Raw genomic sequence first — 18,565 nt, forward strand, 5'->3', positions numbered from 1 at the left:
TTGTTTTTAATGTGTATAAAACGGCAATAAAGCGATTCTGGCTTCGACGGCAAAGATCAGTTATAGTGAATGAATAAAGCATCTCCATACCGTTTGGTGGGATGGAAAAGAGGTTGCTCAATGTTATTGACGTTCGTGTTGTTTTTAATTGGTTTAACAGGATCTTTTCTGTCGGGAATGCTCGGAATGGGCGGGGCAATTATTAACTTTCCGATGCTGTTATTCATTCCTCCCTTGATTGGACTTACTTCTTTCACACCGCATGAGGTGTCAGGGATTAGTATGATACAAGTTTTATTCACAACGCTAGCTGGTGTTCTTTCTTATCGCAACACGACCCTAAGTTCTAGGCGTCTCGTCTTATCGATGGGGATTCCCTGCCTTATTGGAAGTCTGCTGGGGGGGGTGGGGGCGAATATATTTTCTGGTGAAGGAATTAATCTCGTGTACTTACTACTAGCGATCACCGCCTCGATCCTCATGTTTGTTCCAACTAAAGTGGGGTTAGATGAGGAAGAACTTTCTTTTTCTTTCTCTAAATGGTTAGCGATCATTCTGTCATTTTTGGTCGGAATTTTTTCTGGTATTGTAGGCGCGGGCGGGGCATTTATTTTAATTCCAATCATGTTGACGATCCTTAAAATACCGACAAGAGTTACAATTGCAAGTTCTCTTGCGATCGTTTTTCTGTCCTCGATTGGAGGGGCTATTGGAAAAATAGTTTCGGGGGATGTTCTGTTTTGGCCGACATTGACGGTTGTCGTTGCCAGCGTCATTGGAGCTCCGCTTGGAGCCTTCATAAGCAGAAAAATTCCGACTAGACGTTTACGTTATATGCTCGCTATTCTTATTTTGATCTCTAGCTTTAAGATGGCGATTGATTTTTTTGAGCATTTTTTACGCTTTGGGTAATAATGCGCTCGATTTCCTGATAAAATTGAGTTGAATAAGGAAATATCGGAAATAAGCGCATTTGCAGTAGCTAAAGAGAGAGGAGAAACATCCGTATGTCGAAAACAAGGCTCGGTATAATTTATGGGGGGAAGTCCAGCGAACATGAGGTGTCACTGAATACCGCGCTTGCGATTATGAACGCGGTAGATTTTGAAAATTATGAAGTAATACCGATTTATATTAGTCTAGATGGGGTTTGGGCTCAAGGGGTACAAATCAGTCAGAAAGTTCAATCCGTCGATGAATTGCGTTTTTCCGCAATCACTGGGCAACAGCCTAATGTATTTCACTTGAAAGGTCAGATCGATATTGCGTTTCCTGTCATCCATGGTCCGTTTGGGGAAGACGGCACGATTCAAGGTTTGTTGGAAATGGTTGACATCCCTTATGTCGGGACAGGTGTGCTCGGCTCTGCCCTCGGTATGGATAAAGTAGCGATGAAAAATGTGTTTGGGGAAGTCGGGCTACCGCAATGCAATTATTTGTCTTACGTGAGAACGCAACTTCAAGAAGAGAAGCAGACGCTGCTTAACGAGATTGAACAACAGATTGGTTATCCATGCTTTGTAAAACCAGCTAATATGGGTTCGAGTGTTGGGATCTCTAAAGCAAAAGATCGTCAATCTCTTGAGGAGGCGCTGCGCTTAGCGTCGCAGTTTGATCGAAAGATCATTGTTGAGGAAAATATCGAGGGGCGAGAGGTCGAAATTGGCGTGTTAGGCAATGAAACCTTGCGCGTTTCTGTTGTCGGAGAAATTGTGTCGAGCAATGAATTTTACGACTATGAAGCGAAATATAAAAATGCGGGAACCGAGTTGATCATTCCTGCCCAGCTGCCTGAAGGGGTGATAGCTGAGGTTGCTCGTTTGGCTAAAAAAGCGTTCAGGGCATTGGATGCATCGGGGCTAAGTCGGATTGATTTCTTTTGGGATGAACAAAACGATCGCGTGTTGATCAATGAAATTAATACGATGCCCGGTTTTACTCCATTTAGTATGTACCCGATGTTGTTTCAAGAAACGGGTGTGTCCTATCGACAGTTAATTGATGAGTTGATTAAACTTGGTTTTGAACGATACCGTGATCGGAATAGCAATACCATCGTGGCAGAAAAATTTGAATAAGAGAAGGCAAGAAGAGCTTCTTGCGCCGAATTCGTTCGGTGAAGAAGCCCTTTGTGTCTCCGCTATGATCATTTTTTGAGCAAGTCCGTCATTTCCTGAATCAATTCCTCTAGTCTCATACCTCGAGAGGCTTTAAACAAAAATGCGTAATCGTGATTCGCAATGGAAGCTAGGAAATGAGCGGCCTCCGACCTGTTTGTAAAGTGACGCGACTTAAGCGCGCGCGCGTCTGAGATTGCCTGGGCTTCGTTGCCAACGGTAACGAGCAACTCAAACCGCTCTTTGAGCGAATCAATTAATAAACCTACCTCTTGATGGTATTTCTCGCTGTCAGCGCCAAGTTCATACATATCCCCTAATACAAGAATTTTTTTCTGTTTCGGCAGAATCTCGCTAAAGGTTCGAATTGAATTTTTCATTGAAGTGGGGCTTGCGTTATAGGCATCGTTAATCACAGTCGTTTCGGTGATATAGCGGACAAGTTCGAATCGCATCGGCGAAATTGACAGTGTTTGTAAAGATGCGTTGATCTCTTCAAGGTTGTAATCAAATTGCAAAGCGATCCAGATTGCCGCTAACGTATTGGAAACATTGTGTTCGCCGAACATGGGGATCGTGAATGGGTAAGATACTCCTTGCGCAGTCACAAGGAAGGAGGTGCCATGATCGTTTGTTTCCAGTTCGCTCGCAAAAATGTCGGCAGCTCCGTTCAAGCGATAAAAGTAAGCTTTTCCCGGATAAAAATCTCGAATTGCGACGACATAAGGATTATCTCCATTCAGGATCGCAAATCCATCTTTCGAGGCGCGCAGGAGTAGTTCAGCCTTTGCTTTGGCAATGTTCTCTTTGCTGCCCAGATGTTCAATGTGGGCATCTGTAACATTCGTAATCACACTGATGTTCGGCTTTGCGATTGAAGCGAGGAAATCAATTTCACCTGCGTGATTCATTCCCATTTCTAATACAGCTAATTCATCGTCTTCCTTGATTTGTAAGATGGATAAGGGAACACCGAGGTGGTTGTTGAGATTTTTGAACGTTTTGAATACCTTCTTTTTATAACCAAGCACATGGGCAATGATATCTTTGGTTGTTGTTTTTCCATTACTTCCTGTCACGGCGATAACGGGAATCGTAAGTTTTTTTCGATAATATTCGGCAAGTTGGGCGAAAGCCTGTTCTGTATCCTGTACGTGAACGTAAGCGAGTTCTTTGTTTTGACGAGCAATTTCTAGATTAGAGATTAACGCGGCAATCGCTCCTTGTTGATGCGCCTCGTCCAGAAACTCATGCCCATCTCTCGTTCCGCCTGTTAAGGCGATGAACATCGCTCCTGACGTTAGCAGCCGCGTATCAAAATGAAAGGAACTTACCTCGTTTTGTATCGGATTTCCAAGTAGTTGGCCGCCTGTCGCTTCGCAAATTTCATGGATGGTTAACATCGTTTTCCGTCCACCTCCGCTTTAGTTTGCTGTAATGCTATCATTAACTGTACGACTCGGGCAACAAAAATATGAAGGATTGTTTGTGTGACCGCTTCGCTTTCCTTGCTCTGCTTGACACCATTCGTCACGAAACGGTACAGTAATAAAAATAGAAGAAACATATGGAGGTAGCTGGATATGGACTCGAATTGCTTATTTTGCAAAATTGTCGATAAACAAGTTCCCGCAAAGATTGAGTATGAAGATGATGATGTCGTTGTCTTCCATGATATTAATCCCCGCGCCCCGGTGCACCTTTTAATTATTCCAAAGAAACATATTGCGACGATGATGGATGTGAAAGCGGAAGATCTTCCATTAATGTCGAAAATCCATGAAGTGGCGCAAGAGATGTACCATAAACAAGAGCTTAAGGGAATGAGATTGATCAATAATTGTAATAAAGAAGGTGGACAAGAAGTCTTTCATCTACACTATCACCTGTGGGGTTGGAAGGAATAACAATTGGAAAGTGTTGACCCAAGCGGGTTATCTATTATATAATCAAGTCTGACAGTCTTGTGAAAGGATTGTCTTTCAATGGCTAATGCGGAGGGAGGGATAGCAATGTCTGAAATTCGCGTACGTAAGAACGAATCTCTTGATGCCGCTCTTCGTCGTTTTAAGCGTGAGACTGGTAAAGCTGGTATTTTGGCCGAGGTTAGAAAGCGCAGACACTATGAGAAGCCAAGCATTAAGCGTAAGAAGAAGTCTGAGGCAGCGCGTAAACGCAAGTTTTAGAGGGAATGGACATCGTGTATCTAGCGATTAAACATAAAACGATCAGTGAAGTAAGCAATGAGGGATAAGGAATGCTCGTACTCTCCGTCATCCGCATGGTGAATCTCCCGTTATTTTAATGAGGAAGTCAACCAAGGTTAAGAGCTACCTGAAAACCGTGAGCTTGCTTTAATGCTTCGCGAGTTGAATCGCGGATCCGAAAAGTCCCTTTTGTTTTTAACAAACAGATCGGGAGATCTGATCGAACAAGCCGTGCTGAACTTGCCCTGATTGTCTAGCGCAATGTTGCGGCTGGACGTTTAATAAAGCAGTATGAAAGTTTTGTAACAGACGCCAGCAGTAAACACGCGAGGAAGGTCATTGCAAAACAGACGGAACCTAAGTTATCAAGTTTGTTCAGGAATAGCTTCCTTAGAACATAAGCAAACACCTTATACCTCCTAGGTATAAGGTGTTTTTGTTTTCAGTTACACTGTAACTATGTTTTGTCTGTTTCGTATATAATGGTGAGACTGCTCGAATAGAGTAGGGGATAGAGGTGGGTATCGTCGCTTGAAAGGAGGTAAAGAATGAGATGAGACAACGTTATTCTCGACTTGGGTCGATTGTAATTAGCGTTTTTATCCTTGGGTTTGTTATACTGCAGTTGGGAATCGGTCATGCGCAGACGACACAAGTTGTATACAAGATTCCAGTTAAACAAAGTGTTGAGCAAGGCTTACGCGCTTTTTTAGAACGCGCCTTTGTTGAGGCAAAGGAACATGGGGCAGACCTGATTGTTTTAGAGATTGACACGCCAGGGGGAGAGGTTGGAGCAGCTAGTGACATTGGAGGGTTGATTCGTAGTCAACAGACCCCAGTTGTAGCCTATGTCGTAAATGAGGCTTTTTCAGCGGGAACGTATATTGCTTTGAATAGTGATAAGATTATTATGTCCCCTGGCAGCGCAATTGGCGCCGCTGCCCCGATTGATTTGGCCGGTAATATGGCTGGGGAAAAACTACTGGCTGCCTGGAGTAAGAAAATGACAAGCGCCGCTCAGATCAACAACCGTGATCCCGTTGTAGCAGAGGCTATGGTTAACCCACAAATCGTCATCCCTGGTTTAACAAAGAGAGGTGAGATCCTCGCTTTAGATGCCGCGCAAGCGGAGCAAGTGGGATATTCTGAAGGAACGGCAAAGACGGTTGCGGAAGCGATCGAGCTCGTTGGTTACGGTCAAGCAAAAGTTTTTTCCGTTGAACCTACAGCAGGTGAAAAAGTGGCTCGTTTCGTAACGAATCCGTTCATTATTCCTTTGTTGTTAACAATTGGGATTGTTGGGATCGTCATTGAAATATTGACCCCAGGGTTTGGGGTGCCAGGTATTTTAGGCGCAACATCGCTTACGCTTTATTTCTTCGGGCATTATATCGCGGGTTACGCGGATTTACTGCACATTATTTTGTTTGTATTTGGATTGCTCTTGTTAGTGATTGAAATGTTCGTTCCTAGTTTCGGGGTTCTCGGTATTTTAGGAATCATCGCTGTCATATCTGGCGTTGTGATGGCCGCGTATGATACAACGCTCGGTTTCGTATCGCTCGGAATTGCTTGTATCGTTGCAGTTGTTGTCGGTTTCTTGCTCATCAAATTTTTTGGTCATCGCGGGGTGTGGAATAAATTCATTTTAAAAGATCAACAGAAAAATGAAGAAGGTTATGTTTCGCATCACGATTGGTCCAATTTAGTTGGAGCGGAAGGGGAAGCAATCACGACACTTCGTCCTTCAGGCACAGCTGAAATTAATGAACAACTGATTGACGTCGTTTCAGAAGGCGGTTACATCGAACGGGGAAAACGCGTCCGCGTTTTAAAAGTGGAAGGAACCCGTGTTGTTGTAAGGCAAGTAGATTAAATAAAAGGAGATGAATGGTTTGGATCCAGCTTTAATTTCATTGTTTTTACTGATTGCTTTAGGGGCGATCGTCTTGTCTGTGTTTTTCACCTTTGTGCCAGTCATGTTGTGGATTTCCGCTCTTGCTTCAGGTGTATCGATCGGTATCTTTACACTTGTTGGAATGAGATTGCGTCGGGTTGTCCCTTCGAGGATTGTTAATCCTCTAATCAAGGCTCATAAAGCAGGTCTTGACGTAAACGCAAATCAATTAGAGAGTCACTATTTGGCTGGCGGTAATGTGGATCGTGTGGTCGATGCCTTGATTGCCGCGGAACGGGCAAATATTGATCTTAAATTTGAGCGCGCTGCCGCGATTGATTTGGCGGGGCGAGATGTGCTTGAGGCCGTTCAGATGAGTGTTAATCCGAGTGTCATAGAAACACCGTTCGTTTCGGCAGTAGCGCGAGACGGGATTGAATTGAAAGTTAAAGCTCGAGTGACGGTTAGAGCCAATATTGAACGCCTTGTTGGAGGAGCCGGCGAGGAGACAATCATTGCCCGTGTTGGGGAAGGGATCGTTACTTCTGTTGGTTCATCGGATACTCATAAGCAAGTGCTAGAGAATCCGGATCGGATCTCACGCACCGTGTTAGATAAAGGATTGGACTCCGGAACGGCTTTTGAGATTTTATCAATCGATATTGCCGACGTTGATGTTGGTCGAAATATCGGCGCAAATTTACAGATTGAACAGGCTGAAGCGGATAAACAGATTTCGCAAGCGCGCGCGGAAGAGCGACGAGCAATGGCTGTTGCCCATGAGCAAGAGATGAAAGCAAAAGTGCAAGAAATGCATGCAAAAGTGGTTGAAGCTGAGGCTGAAGTTCCTTTAGCGATGTCTGAAGCGTTACGCGGAGGAAATATGGGCGTAATGGATTATTTAAATATGAAAAACTTAGAGTCAGACACGGAGATGCGCCAATCGTTTGGTAAACAGGCCGATACGCCTAAAGATCGTGGGCCTGAAAATAAATAGGGAGGCCCCCTTATTATGATATTTGGATGGATACTAGATTTGATATTCTCAAATTTGTGGCTGATTCTAATCTTATATTGGGTTTTTACTTCGATTTCCAAGGCTGGCAAAAAAACGGGTGAAGCCGCGGAAAGAATGCCTAAGGAAACACCGATGTTCCCGAATAATGACCCATCCGTCTGGGAAGTGGATATTGAAGAACCGCGTTATGCTGTTCCAGCCGAGCCAATGACGCGATCGACGGTTGTTCCCCAAAAAACAAACAGAACAGCAGCGCCTTCGGCTCGAGAAACAAAGGGCGCGCCGCAAGATCGGGCTCATCCCGTCGCTACTGGAAAATCGGCGCGAAGCCAATCAGAAGAGCAAGGTTCGGTACCCTTGGCCGAACCAGCGCAAGGGATGATCTGGAGTCAAGTATTTGGACCGCCACGCTCAAAACAACCGCATAGACCATTTAGAAGATCATGAAGCGAGTCGATAGACTCGCTTTTCTTTTTTACTTCATAAACGAATCCGCGGAAGCATATAACTTACAGTAGAAAAATGATTAGAGATAGAGGGTTATGGACATTGGAAGGGAGCGCTGAGGCCCAATGAAAAGCTTGTGGGGCAAACACATAAGAAAGTTTGCAGCTAAAATGTTGGATTTACCAGCAGATGTCACGATGGAAATGCCTCGGATCACAATGATTGGGCAAATCCATATGTACATAGAAAATCATCGTGGAGTTCTCGTGTTCAATGATAAGGAGCTCCGCTTGCTTTTGACAAAAGGTCAACTATTAGTCAAAGGGGAAAGGCTAGTCATTCGCGCGATCCTATCTGAAGAAGTGCTGATTGAGGGGAAGGTAGACGGCGTCCAATTTATAGAGTAGGGGGAGTAGTAGAGCATGCAGCATCAGTGGCTAAAGTGGTTCCAAGGGTATTTGATTGTGATCTTAAAGGGGAAGCGAATCGAAAGGCTAATCAATCTATCTACGCAACGTCGAATGCAAGTTTGGAATATCTCAAGATTTGATAATCAGAGGGGCAGGATTGCCATTCGATTGGCCGACTATTATCAACTCCGGCCTCTTTTAAAAGAGACGGGCTGTCGGGCGAGGATCATTAGTAAACATGGGCTCCCATTTTATTTTCGAAAAGCCAAAAAGCGGTACGCTTTTTTTATCGGTTTTGTTGGTTTTTTAGTCATGCTGTTTTTATTGTCTAATGTTATTTGGTCGATCGAAATAGAAGGCGCTGAAAACATTAATCATGTGGAAGTGCTTACCGAGGCTAAAAAGTTGGGGGTTGAACAAGGAAAGTTTAGCTTTTTGTTGGACGACCCTAATCAAATTCAAGCGCAATTGATGTCTCGCATACCCGAAGCTTCCTGGATTGGCTTTAAAATGGACGGCACGAAAGCGAAAATTCGAATTGTGGAAAAAGTGATGCCTGAAGTGAAAGAAGATGTGTATGCCAGGCATTTGGTGGCAAGCAAATCGGCGGTTGTTTCCAATATATTTGCTGAACGAGGAAAACCGCTCGTAAGCGAGGATGACTTTGTGCGCAAAGGGGATATTCTAGTTTCGGGGTTGATTGGGAAAGAAGAGGAACCGGTTGCTGTGATGGCTCAAGGGAAGATTGAAGGAGAAGTGTGGTATGAAACAGACGTTGTCATTCCCATCCGTCGAAAGCATGCTGCTTATACAGGTGAAAATCATCGGAATTTCTATTTCATGGCGGGAGATATGAAGCTAAAATTATGGGGATTCAAAGAGGTCCCTTTTGCGCAGTATGAAGTGAAAGAAAACCCGCGTGTTTGGCAATGGAAAGAATCCAAATTAAAGGTCGGCTGGCAAACAGAACAGTTGCTGGCGGTCGAGCATACGGAATCTAAAGTAACTGTGGATGAAGCGTTGCAATTAGCGAAAGAAGCGGCGAAGCAAGATGTCATATCTAAAATGAAGCAAGGCGGTTATATTAAAGAGGAAAAAGTTTTGCTTCAACGAGAAGAGAATGATAAAGTTTATATTAAGTTCCATGTCGTTGCGATAGAGGATATTGCAGTCGAACAACCAATTTTTCTAGAAGGAGAATGAGATATTGGCATTGAAAGAGGAATCCACTAAAGTTCAATTAAAAGATACAAAAACGGGGATTGCCTTGTTCGGTCCCCAGGATAGTTTTTTAAAGTTAATCGAACAATCATTCCCTATTAGGCTAACATCTCGCGGTGAGGAGATCACGTTATTTGGACCCGAGCCAGATGTAAAAGTCGTTAAAGAACTGCTCAACGCATTGATCGCGCTCGTTGAAAGAGGAATCCAATTAACGTTGCGGGATATTCATTACGCAATGGATCTAGCTAAAAAAGGAATGGTTGTCGAATTTGTAGAATTATTTGATGAGCAAATTGCGATTACAGCGAAGGGGAAACCGATTCGGGCAAAGACGATCGGCCAGAGACAATATATAACGGCTATTAAAAAGAATGACATCGTATTTGGAATTGGACCTGCTGGAACAGGAAAAACATATTTAGCTGTCGTCTTGGCGGTGTCCGCCTTAAAAAATGGTTTTGTGAAAAAAGTAGCGCTAACGCGACCGGCAGTTGAAGCCGGGGAAAATTTGGGCTTTTTGCCCGGTGACCTGCAGGAAAAAGTTGATCCTTACCTTCGCCCGCTTTATGATGCTTTACATGATGTTTTAGGCTTAGAGACCGTTGGCAGGATGATGGAAAGAGGAATCATTGAAATCGCGCCGCTCGCTTATATGCGTGGAAGAACGTTAGAGGACTCTTTTGTGATTCTCGATGAAGCGCAAAATACGACGCCAGAACAAATGAAGATGTTTTTGACGCGTCTTGGCTTTGGGTCAAAGATGGTCATTACTGGTGATGTGACTCAAATTGACCTTCCGCGCGGGAAGCGTTCAGGGTTAAAAGAAGCGGAACGCATTTTAAATGGAGTGGAAGGCATTTATATGATGCATATGAGTGAAGCAGATGTCGTCAGGCATCCACTTGTGCATCGGGTGATACAAGCCTATGCGAAACATGAAGAGGAAAGGCGAGAAGAGGAGCCGATCAGGAAATCGTAACGATTCCCTATCTAGAAGGAGTTGCAGGCGATGAAGAAAAGATTGCTCCAATCCGTTCAGCGCATACCTAATAATTGGAAAACGAGTAGGGCGATGCGAGCCCTGTTGTTTGTTTTATTAGCGATTGCTATTTATTTTTTATTACTGGAACATGTTATCCCTAAGACGTACGATTTACAAAGAAATATGATTAGTGATGTGTTAGTAACGGCTCCAATGGAAGTTGAAGACACAGAATCGACCAAAAAACTTCAAGGTGATGCCATCAAAGCGGTTAGTCCGATTTATACGATGGATGAACGGATCATTGCTAATCAGTTGAAAGTGCTGGATCAAATTTTCCGTGATGTGACAGATGTGAAATTAAAGCGGGAAGAAGAGTCTGCGCTAACAAACTCAAGTGAACAACAGCAGGATAAGGAGAAATTAAAAGAGCTTGTTCCTTATAATTTTTCAGACGAAACGTACCAAACGTTGTTAAAGCAAACACCCGAATCGTTAGCGACGATGAAGGCGATTTCCAGAAATATTGTTTCGTCGATTATGTTGGAGGGCTTTAGATCAGGTGAAGAAGTAAAGGTAAAGGATCGAGTGACTGAACAGTTGACGACGAGCGAACTTGAAAGCCGGATGGTTCAAGCGATTCGAGAGGTTGCGCTTGCAACTGTAGTGCCAAATATTGTGTTTGATGAACAGGCGACTGAGCAAGCGAAGGACCGAGTCGCTCGTTCTGTAAAACCCGTTATTATCCACAAGGGCGAAATTCTTGTTGGCGAAGGCGAATATATTACAGATGAAATTTATAGAAAACTTGGCGTTGCGGGGCTATTAACCCACAATCCAAATTATTATCCTTATATTGGACTTGCTTTATTTGTTTCGTTAGCCGTTGTTTTCTTTCACCTTTACATCTCTAAAGGCGCCCTTGAGATCCGCGTGAACAATACGCAACTGCTTATGTTTATTGTCATCATTTTACTTAATTTGGTCGTTTTAAAAACAGTCAGCTTGGGTAAGGACTTAGAATATTCTTTCATTGGATTTTTGGCTCCTGTTGCGTTCGGCAGTATGCTGATTGTATTATTTATTGATTATCATCTCGCGTTGTTTGCGGGTGGACTGTTCTCTATTTGCGCCAGTCTGATGTTTAATTCTTCTAGTGAGTATTTGTTTAATTATGGATACGGTTTTGTCGCCTTAGCTGCTTGCGTAACAGGCGCATATTGCCTTCATAATCGAACAAAGAGAAGAAATATTTTGTTAGCGGGATTGTTCGTTGTATTTACAAATATAATTTCAGTTACTTCAATTTATATGTTGTTTTATTCGGTGAAGTGGGCTGAATTATTTCAGTTGTATGGATTTGCGATCACGAGCGGGTTACTGGCCTCTATTTTGACAATCGGTTTTGTTCCATTTTTGGAATCATCTTTTGGCATTTTATCTTCCATGAAATTAATCGAATTGTCGAGTCCAAACCAGCCTTTGCTGCGTAGGCTGTTGATGGAGACGCCCGGCACGTATCACCATAGCATCATGGTTGCTAATCTTTCGGAAGCAGCCGCTGAGGCGATCGGAGCTAATGGTTTACTGGCTCGAGTCGGGGCTTATTATCATGATGTTGGGAAAATGAAAAGACCACAATTTTTCATTGAAAATCAAATGGGCGGAGAAAATCCCCATGACAAGCAAGCGCCAACGCTGAGTCGAACCATTATATTGAGTCATACGGAAGATGGTGTGAAGTTATTGCAAGAATATAACCTCCCAAAACCGATTCAAGATATCGCTGCGCAACATCATGGGACAAGCTTGCTTCGTTTCTTTTATCATAAGGCTACACAAGAGGCGACGCGCCCTATTTCGGAAGAAGAATTTCGTTATCCAGGACCGAAACCGCAATTTAAGGAAGCGGCAATCGTTGGGATTTGCGATAGCGTAGAAGCGGCCGTCCGCTCTTTAGCAAAACCATCACCTGAACAGATCGAAAATTTAGTTCGAAAGATCGTCAAGGATCGGTTAGATGATCGTCAATTAAGCGAGTGCGACCTTACATTTCTGGAATTGGAGCAAATCACCCAAAGCATTTGCGAAACGTTGAAAGGGATCTTCCATACCCGAATTGAATATCCTGCTGAAGCTGAGGTGAAACATGCGTGAGCTTGCGTATTGAGATTCTAAATGAACAAGAAGAAGAAATTACGGATAAGTTACAAGATCTATTGGTCAAGCTGTTAAATCAAGCTGCAGAAATAGAAGGAGTCGCGGATCAAGAGGTTGCGATTACATTTGTTGGTAATGACCATATTCAACAGATTAACCAACAATTTCGTCAGATTGATCAACCTACAGATGTTTTGTCTTTTCCTTTAGAGGAAGATGATGCGCTTGGAGATATTATTATTTCTGTAAAGAAAGCAAAGGAACAAGCGCAGGCTTATCAGCACTCTTTTGAGCGAGAGATTGGATTTTTGGCTGTGCATGGATTTCTTCATCTGTTAGGATATGATCATGAAACAGAGCAAGAGGAGCAGGTTATGTTCGCCCGTCAAGAAGAAATTTTACAAAAAGCTCGGTTAATTCGTTAAGGGTGTGAATCAAATGGGCGAGTTGAAACGCCTCCTGCGCAGTTTTGGGCATGCTATAGAGGGAATCATCTATACAATAAAGACACAGCGAAACATGCAGATTCACGTAGGGGTAGCGTTCCTTGCGCTCCTGCTCAGTTGGAGTTTAGAGATTCCATGGAAGCATGTTTTACTGGTCTTTTTTTCTATTCTTTTTGTCATGATTCTCGAACTTGTCAATACAGCGATTGAAGCGACAGTTGATTTGATCACTGTAGAGTTTCATCCGTTAGCTAAAGTGGCCAAAGATGTAGCGGCTGGAGCGGTCTTATTAGGAGCGGCTTGGGCCGTCGTTGTTGGTTTCTATGTCTTTTTTGAACCTTTAATGAATGTATTAAGAAACTTGATTTAAAAGTAGAAGGAGGAACCACATGGACGATCAAAAACTACTCGATTACGCTCGACAAGCCATGAAGCAGGCCTATGTTCCTTATTCTAAATTTCAAGTTGGGGCAGCTATCTTGACGAATCAAGGTGGAGTGATCGTAGGGTGCAATATTGAAAACGCAGCATACAGTCTTTGCAATTGCGCCGAACGGACCGCCTTGTTTAAAGCATATTCAGAAGGGAAAAAATCATTTGTTAAGATGGCTGTTATCGCAGATACGGATAGTCCCGTATCTCCATGCGGGGCTTGCAGACAAGTGATGGTGGAGTTGTGTCCGCCGACGATGAAAGTAGTGTTGGGAAATCTCAAAGGGGATATACGGAGCGCGACGGTTGAGCAATTGCTGCCGAGCGCTTTCAATCAGGAGGATTTAAAATGAATAAAAAAGGATACAAATCGGGTTTCGTCTCCATTATTGGGCGACCGAATGTCGGTAAATCAACGTTAATGAACGAAGTTATCGGTCAAAAAATTTCAATTATGTCAGATAAACCGCAGACGACACGGAATAAAATTAGAGCTGTTTATACGGAGGGGCGGGGCCAGATTGTGTTTATTGACACACCTGGCGTGCACCGTCCGCAATCAAAATTAGGCGAATATATGAACCAAATTGTGGAGCATAGCTTACAAGAAGTCGATCTTATTTTATTCTTGGTAGATGCTTCCGAAAAGTTAGGTCCTGGGGATCGTTTTATAGTTGAAAAACTGTCTAAAGTAGATACGCCCGTTTTTTTAATCATTAATAAGATTGATAAAGTGCATCCCGAGCAACTGCTGCCATTTATCGATGAATACAAAAGTTTATATGAGTTCAAAGAAATTATCCCTGTTTCCGCAATTCAAGGGAATAACGTGAATACGCTCGTTAATGAAATGTTTGCGCTTTTACCAGAAGGCCCGCAGTATTACCCTTCGGATCAAGTAACCGATCATCCAGAGCGTTTTATTATGGAAGAGCTGATTCGGGAGAAGGTCCTCCATCTAACGAGGGAGGAGGTTCCTCATTCTGTCGCGGTTGCGATTGAACACTTGGAAACAAGAGAGGACAGTAACGCTGTCTATATCTACGCGGGTATTTACGCGGAACGAGAATCTCAAAAAGGGATCCTTGTTGGAAAGCAAGCATCGATGTTGAAAGAGATCGGCAAACGCGCTCGTCAAGATATAGAACGGCTATTAGGAACGCGAATTTATTTGGAGTTAAGGGTCAAGGTGAAAAGGGATTGGCGCAATCAGGATCGATCGCTTAGAGACTTTGGGTTTCAAGAAGAGTTGTGAGGCGGATGGGAATTATTCCTAGGGATACGATTTGAAAATAGGGCCAATCTAATCTTAATAGGGTAACCTAGCTACATTAATCCTAGGTAGGTTATTCTTTTACGCTCTGTGATTTGGATCAGTCCATTTCAATTCTCTCCCGAAAGGATGATACGGAAAATGCAACATATTTCTTGGAATTTATTTAGCGCGACAGGGAACGTTGACGCCTATCTTCTTTACAAGGATTATCAACGAGCAGATATTGAGCGGGACGATGAGTCGGAATTATCCATGCATCCGGAGGGGCAAGAAAGTTAGGATTAGAGGCCCTGAAAGCGAGGGGCAGACTTGTTAGGTAGAGCGGAAGGAATTGTTTTACGAACGCAAGATTATGGAGAGGGCAATAAGATAATTACTGTTTTCACATTAGAATTGGGCAAAATAGGAGTGATGGCTAGAGGGGCTCGTAAAACGAAAAGTCGATTTGGCGCCATTACACAACCTTTTATTCATGCCCTTTTCTTTTTTCATATGGGGACAACCGGATTAGCCTCTTTGAATCAAGCTGATTTAATTCAATCATTTACATCGATTAGAGGGGATTTATATAAAACTTCATATGCGGGTTATATGACAGAATTGACAGATCGTTTTTGTGAAGATCGCCAAAGTAACCCAGTTTTATTTCGATTGCTTCTGGAATCTTTAAAGCAAATCGAGCAAGGGAAAGACGAAGAAATTATAACGCGAATTTTTGAAATTAAAATTTTGTCAATGTATGGTTTTAAACCGATTTTAAACAATTGCGTAATCTGCCAAAATGGCCGTGAGCCGTGGTTTTTTAGTGTTCAAGAAGGGGGAATCGTTTGTGACTCCTGCCGTCGCAGGGATCCTTACGCTTTTTTATTACCCGAAAATATTGCGAGGTTATTGTATACCTTTCAAACGATGGATATAGCTCAATTGGGCGAAATTAAAATTAGAGAAACGACCCGATCACTGTTGAAACGAGTGACCTATGAATTTATTGACGCGCACACAGGCGTCCGCCTTAAGACGAGAAGATTTTTGGAACAACTGGACGCATTAGAACAGTATATCCCGAGAAAGGAGCGTCAGCATGGAGATGCAACAGATGCAAGTGGATCCGGAAGCGATTGTTGAAAAATTATCGCCTGATCGTGGCGATCGAGCTGGAACAAGGCAAAAAGTATTTAATGCAAGCGGAAAAGACGTTTTTCGGCTCGTAAAAGAACTAACGCAATTGTCCAATGTGATTCGGATATCTATCTGGCATAAGCAACGCAACCTTGCTAAAATCCCTGTTGTTTACGGAGGGCTGGCGGCCATTTTTTTTCCGTTTATTTCTTTATTCTCGATGATTTCTTTGTTAGCGTTAGATTGTAGAATTATCGTAGAGAAAAGAAGCTAGCTATTATCTCATGATCTTCCGCCGTTTGTAAAAGGACATTCACTGTAAAGCAGAGGGATGTCCTTCTTTGTTTTCCACTGATTGACAATCAATAACTCATTCGCTATTGTTTGATAGTGAATATAGGTCGCTTTGAACGTACATATAATTGAAATTATCAAATCGGTTTTTTTATTTTATGGTAAGGGTGGTGAGCATTATCGAGCTGACAAAGCGGCAGGATTTAATTATAGAGATTGTAAAGGATGAGGGTCCGATTACAGGAGAAAAAATTGCCGAGAAGTTAAATCTAACTCGAGCTACTTTGCGCCCCGATCTAGCCATCCTAACAATGGCCGGTTTTTTAGAAGCCAGGCCTCGAGTCGGATATTTTTATTCCGGAAAAAGTGGCCCACAGCTATTAAGCAATTTGGCGAGAAAAAAAGTGGTGAAAGACTATAAGGTGCTGCCTGTTATCATAAAAGAGGCATCTTCCGTATATGATGCCGTTTGCGCGTTGTTTTTAGAAGACGTTGGAACGTTGTATGTGGTCAATAACAAAGGATACTTAGCGGGTGTTGTTTCGAGAAAAGATCTTTTGCGGGCAATGCTTGGCAAACAGAAGATTGAGGATGTGCCTGTCAATATTATTATGACAAGAATGCCGAATATCGTGACCTGTTCCCCCGAAGATAGCATTTTCGATGTAGCTAAAAAATTAATCGATTATCAGATCGATTCGATCCCTGTTGTGAAGGAAGCGCTAGATGATGATAAGTCGGTATTTGAAGTTGTTGGAAGAGTGACGAAAACGACAATTACAAAAGCTTATGTAGAGTTAGCGAGTGGACAATCGGAGAGGAGTTAAGAATGTGGAAAAAGGAGGGGAATCCTATTTTTAGCGATGAGGTTATGGTGTTCATTGTATCAGATTCTGTCGGTGAAACTGCGGAAGCTGTCGTCAAGGCAGTTGCAAGTCAATTTGAGGGACGAACAGTCGAAATTAGAAAGTTCCCCTATATTGAAGATGAAGAAACGATCAAAGATGTTGTCCTTGCCGCGAAAGAATCGCGGGCCATCATCGCTCTCACACTCGTTGTTCCTAAGTTAAGAGATTTTTTATACAAATTGGCAAAAGAGCGAGGTGTGACGGTAATTGACATTATGTCACCGATGATTGCGGCGATGGAACAGTTAGTTGGGAAAAGGTCGCTTAACCAACCTGGTCTTGTTCGCCAACTAGATGAAGAATATTTTAAAAAGGTGGAGGCGATTGAGTTTGCGGTTAAGTATGATGATGGACGAGATCCGCGCGGATTGCTTCGAGCTGATGTCGTATTAGTAGGCGTATCCCGAACTTCGAAGACCCCGCTTTCTATGTATTTAGCTAATCGTCGCTATAAAGTCGCTAATGTGCCGCTTGTGCCGGAAGTTGATCCGCCAGAGGAGCTGTATCAAATACCTAAAAAGAAGGTAATCGGATTAACGATTAGTCCGGATCAATTGAATATGATTCGCAGGGAAAGACTGAAAGCATTGGGGTTAACATCCCAAGCAAACTATGCAAGCCTGGAGCGGATCATGCAGGAACTTGAGTTTGCTGAAAAAGTGATGAAGAAAGTGGGCTGTCCGACGATTAATGTGACGAATAAAGCAGTGGAGGAGATCGCAAGTCTGATTCTTGATCTTACAGGCGGGAAAGAGCAAACAGAAGCGCAATAATAAAAAAAGTTCTCGTTACGGAGAACTTTTTGCTTTTTTAAGCAGGAAAAACGAAAGAAATCTCGTATATATATAAGTAGGAGGAATAAAAACTATTATAGCATATTTTTTAATTGGTGGGTTGATAATGAAACAAATACCTATGAAATCATTTCGACAAAAAACGAGATTCATTTGTAGTTACTAAATCTAATATCAGTCACCTCTGAATTACGTTAAGGCGTAATGGAATGACTAAATATTTCAAGGGTTAAATGGCACTCTATGAAATGGGTTGAGCGGGATGAAAATTTATATTGACGCAGATGCGTGCCCAGTGAAGTCCATCTGCGCGGATGTAGCTTCTAATTACGGAATTAGATCCGTTTTTATTTGTTCGGTCGCTAGCCATTTCGCCTTAAAAGGAAGATGGATTGAAACCATTACAGTGGATCAAGGATTTCAATCTGCTGACCTTTATATTGCTAATCGAGTGAAAGCAGGCGACATTGTCATAACCGATGATTACGGTCTTGCTTGTATGGCGCTCAGTCGAGGCTGTTTAGCGTTAAGTTTTAGAGGTAAGGAATATACTAAGCATAATATTGAACTGTTGTTAATGAATCGTCACGTGAACTACAAGGCGCGGCGAGCCGGTAAGCGGCCAAAAGGCCCTAAACCGCTATCAGCTGAAGAAAGAGCGCGCTTTCAAAAAACGTTAGAGAAAATCATTGAAAAAAAAGAAGGAGATTGTTGAAATTTGACGAATCATCTTTACAGAACAACTTTACATTGTTTTTCGGTTATCGTCATTTATCATACAATCAACATTCTCAGCTCTGTGACAAAAATGCATCCCCAATTGATTTTGGGGGA

At 42.8% G+C, this 18,565-nt stretch carries 22 protein-coding genes; 21 read left to right on the plus strand and 1 reads right to left on the minus strand.

Annotated elements, in window-relative coordinates; translation table 11 throughout:
* Positions 1 to 120: 120 nt before the first annotated feature.
* The gene (locus BEP19_RS07505; RefSeq protein WP_120189231.1) at positions 121 to 912 is read left to right on the plus strand and encodes a sulfite exporter TauE/SafE family protein; all 792 of its coding nucleotides are present in this window, start codon (positions 121 to 123) and stop codon (positions 910 to 912) included.
* Positions 913 to 1,007: 95 nt separating this feature from the next.
* Positions 1,008 to 2,078, plus strand: coding sequence for a D-alanine--D-alanine ligase (locus BEP19_RS07510; protein ID WP_120189232.1), 1,071 nt, complete (start codon positions 1,008 to 1,010; stop codon positions 2,076 to 2,078).
* 68 nt (positions 2,079 to 2,146) lie between these two features.
* Here the strand turns inward: BEP19_RS07510 and BEP19_RS07515 are convergent, their stop codons facing one another.
* Positions 2,147 to 3,520, minus strand: a complete 1,374-nt coding sequence (locus BEP19_RS07515; RefSeq protein WP_120189233.1) for a UDP-N-acetylmuramoyl-tripeptide--D-alanyl-D-alanine ligase — start codon at positions 3,518 to 3,520, stop codon at positions 2,147 to 2,149.
* A gap of 180 nt (positions 3,521 to 3,700) precedes the next feature.
* Here BEP19_RS07515 and BEP19_RS07520 point away from each other — a divergent pair, with 180 nt between their 5' ends.
* From BEP19_RS07520 to BEP19_RS07610, 19 genes are all read left to right on the plus strand, one after another.
* A complete protein-coding gene (locus tag BEP19_RS07520; protein ID WP_120189234.1) occupies positions 3,701 to 4,024 on the plus strand; it encodes a histidine triad nucleotide-binding protein in 324 nt (107 codons plus the stop codon).
* Positions 4,025 to 4,129: 105 nt separating this feature from the next.
* Positions 4,130 to 4,303 carry a 30S ribosomal protein S21 gene (gene rpsU / locus BEP19_RS07525; protein WP_120189235.1) on the plus strand — a complete coding sequence of 58 codons (174 nt, stop codon included), beginning with the start codon at positions 4,130 to 4,132 and terminating at the stop codon, positions 4,301 to 4,303.
* A gap of 574 nt (positions 4,304 to 4,877) precedes the next feature.
* Positions 4,878 to 6,200, plus strand: a complete 1,323-nt coding sequence (locus tag BEP19_RS07530) for an NfeD family protein (RefSeq protein ID WP_120189236.1) — start codon at positions 4,878 to 4,880, stop codon at positions 6,198 to 6,200.
* A gap of 10 nt (positions 6,201 to 6,210) precedes the next feature.
* Positions 6,211 to 7,218, plus strand: coding sequence for a flotillin-like protein FloA (gene floA / locus BEP19_RS07535; protein ID WP_425452739.1), 1,008 nt, complete (start codon positions 6,211 to 6,213; stop codon positions 7,216 to 7,218).
* 15 nt (positions 7,219 to 7,233) lie between these two features.
* On the plus strand, positions 7,234 to 7,686 hold the full coding sequence (locus tag BEP19_RS07540) for a hypothetical protein (RefSeq protein WP_120189238.1): 453 nt from the start codon (positions 7,234 to 7,236) through the stop codon (positions 7,684 to 7,686).
* Between the two features lie 125 nt (positions 7,687 to 7,811).
* A complete protein-coding gene (gene yqfC, locus BEP19_RS07545; RefSeq protein WP_120189239.1) occupies positions 7,812 to 8,093 on the plus strand; it encodes a sporulation protein YqfC in 282 nt (93 codons plus the stop codon).
* A 15-nt stretch (positions 8,094 to 8,108) separates the two neighbouring features.
* Positions 8,109 to 9,299, plus strand: coding sequence for a sporulation protein YqfD (gene yqfD / locus BEP19_RS07550; protein ID WP_120189240.1), 1,191 nt, complete (start codon positions 8,109 to 8,111; stop codon positions 9,297 to 9,299).
* A 4-nt stretch (positions 9,300 to 9,303) separates the two neighbouring features.
* Positions 9,304 to 10,299, plus strand: coding sequence for a PhoH family protein (locus tag BEP19_RS07555; protein WP_120189241.1), 996 nt, complete (start codon positions 9,304 to 9,306; stop codon positions 10,297 to 10,299).
* Between the two features lie 30 nt (positions 10,300 to 10,329).
* Positions 10,330 to 12,459, plus strand: coding sequence for an HD family phosphohydrolase (locus BEP19_RS07560; protein ID WP_120189242.1), 2,130 nt, complete (start codon positions 10,330 to 10,332; stop codon positions 12,457 to 12,459).
* The gene (ybeY, locus tag BEP19_RS07565; RefSeq protein ID WP_120189243.1) at positions 12,456 to 12,887 is read left to right on the plus strand and encodes an rRNA maturation RNase YbeY; all 432 of its coding nucleotides are present in this window, start codon (positions 12,456 to 12,458) and stop codon (positions 12,885 to 12,887) included. The genes BEP19_RS07560 and ybeY overlap by 4 nt, the downstream gene beginning before the upstream one ends.
* Positions 12,888 to 12,900: 13 nt before the next feature.
* Positions 12,901 to 13,278, plus strand: coding sequence for a diacylglycerol kinase (locus BEP19_RS07570; RefSeq protein WP_120189244.1), 378 nt, complete (start codon positions 12,901 to 12,903; stop codon positions 13,276 to 13,278).
* Positions 13,279 to 13,297: 19 nt separating this feature from the next.
* Positions 13,298 to 13,693 carry a cytidine deaminase gene (locus tag BEP19_RS07575; RefSeq protein ID WP_120189245.1) on the plus strand — a complete coding sequence of 132 codons (396 nt, stop codon included), beginning with the start codon at positions 13,298 to 13,300 and terminating at the stop codon, positions 13,691 to 13,693.
* Positions 13,690 to 14,595, plus strand: a complete 906-nt coding sequence (gene era, locus BEP19_RS07580) for a GTPase Era (RefSeq protein WP_120189246.1) — start codon at positions 13,690 to 13,692, stop codon at positions 14,593 to 14,595. The genes BEP19_RS07575 and era overlap by 4 nt, the downstream gene beginning before the upstream one ends.
* A 159-nt stretch (positions 14,596 to 14,754) precedes the next feature.
* Entirely contained in the window at positions 14,755 to 14,895 is a 141-nt protein-coding gene (locus tag BEP19_RS07585) for a YqzL family protein (protein ID WP_120189247.1), read from the plus strand.
* Positions 14,896 to 14,925: 30 nt separating this feature from the next.
* A complete protein-coding gene (gene recO, locus BEP19_RS07590) occupies positions 14,926 to 15,741 on the plus strand; it encodes a DNA repair protein RecO (RefSeq protein WP_120189248.1) in 816 nt (271 codons plus the stop codon).
* Positions 15,698 to 16,009 (plus strand): DUF4342 domain-containing protein, encoded by a 312-nt coding sequence (locus tag BEP19_RS07595; RefSeq protein ID WP_120189249.1) that lies wholly within the window; start codon positions 15,698 to 15,700, stop codon positions 16,007 to 16,009. The genes recO and BEP19_RS07595 overlap by 44 nt, the downstream gene beginning before the upstream one ends.
* 178 nt (positions 16,010 to 16,187) lie before the next feature.
* Positions 16,188 to 16,856 (plus strand): transcriptional regulator CcpN, encoded by a 669-nt coding sequence (gene ccpN / locus BEP19_RS07600; protein ID WP_120189962.1) that lies wholly within the window; start codon positions 16,188 to 16,190, stop codon positions 16,854 to 16,856.
* 2 nt (positions 16,857 to 16,858) lie between these two features.
* Complete coding sequence (locus BEP19_RS07605; RefSeq protein WP_120189250.1) at positions 16,859 to 17,710, plus strand: pyruvate, water dikinase regulatory protein; 852 nt, start codon at positions 16,859 to 16,861, stop codon at positions 17,708 to 17,710.
* A 283-nt stretch (positions 17,711 to 17,993) separates the two neighbouring features.
* On the plus strand, positions 17,994 to 18,446 hold the full coding sequence (locus tag BEP19_RS07610) for a YaiI/YqxD family protein (RefSeq protein WP_120189251.1): 453 nt from the start codon (positions 17,994 to 17,996) through the stop codon (positions 18,444 to 18,446).
* Positions 18,447 to 18,565: the final 119 nt, after the last annotated feature.

The organism is Ammoniphilus oxalaticus (assembly GCF_003609605.1).
Lineage (GTDB): Bacteria > Bacillota > Bacilli > Aneurinibacillales > RAOX-1 > Ammoniphilus > Ammoniphilus oxalaticus.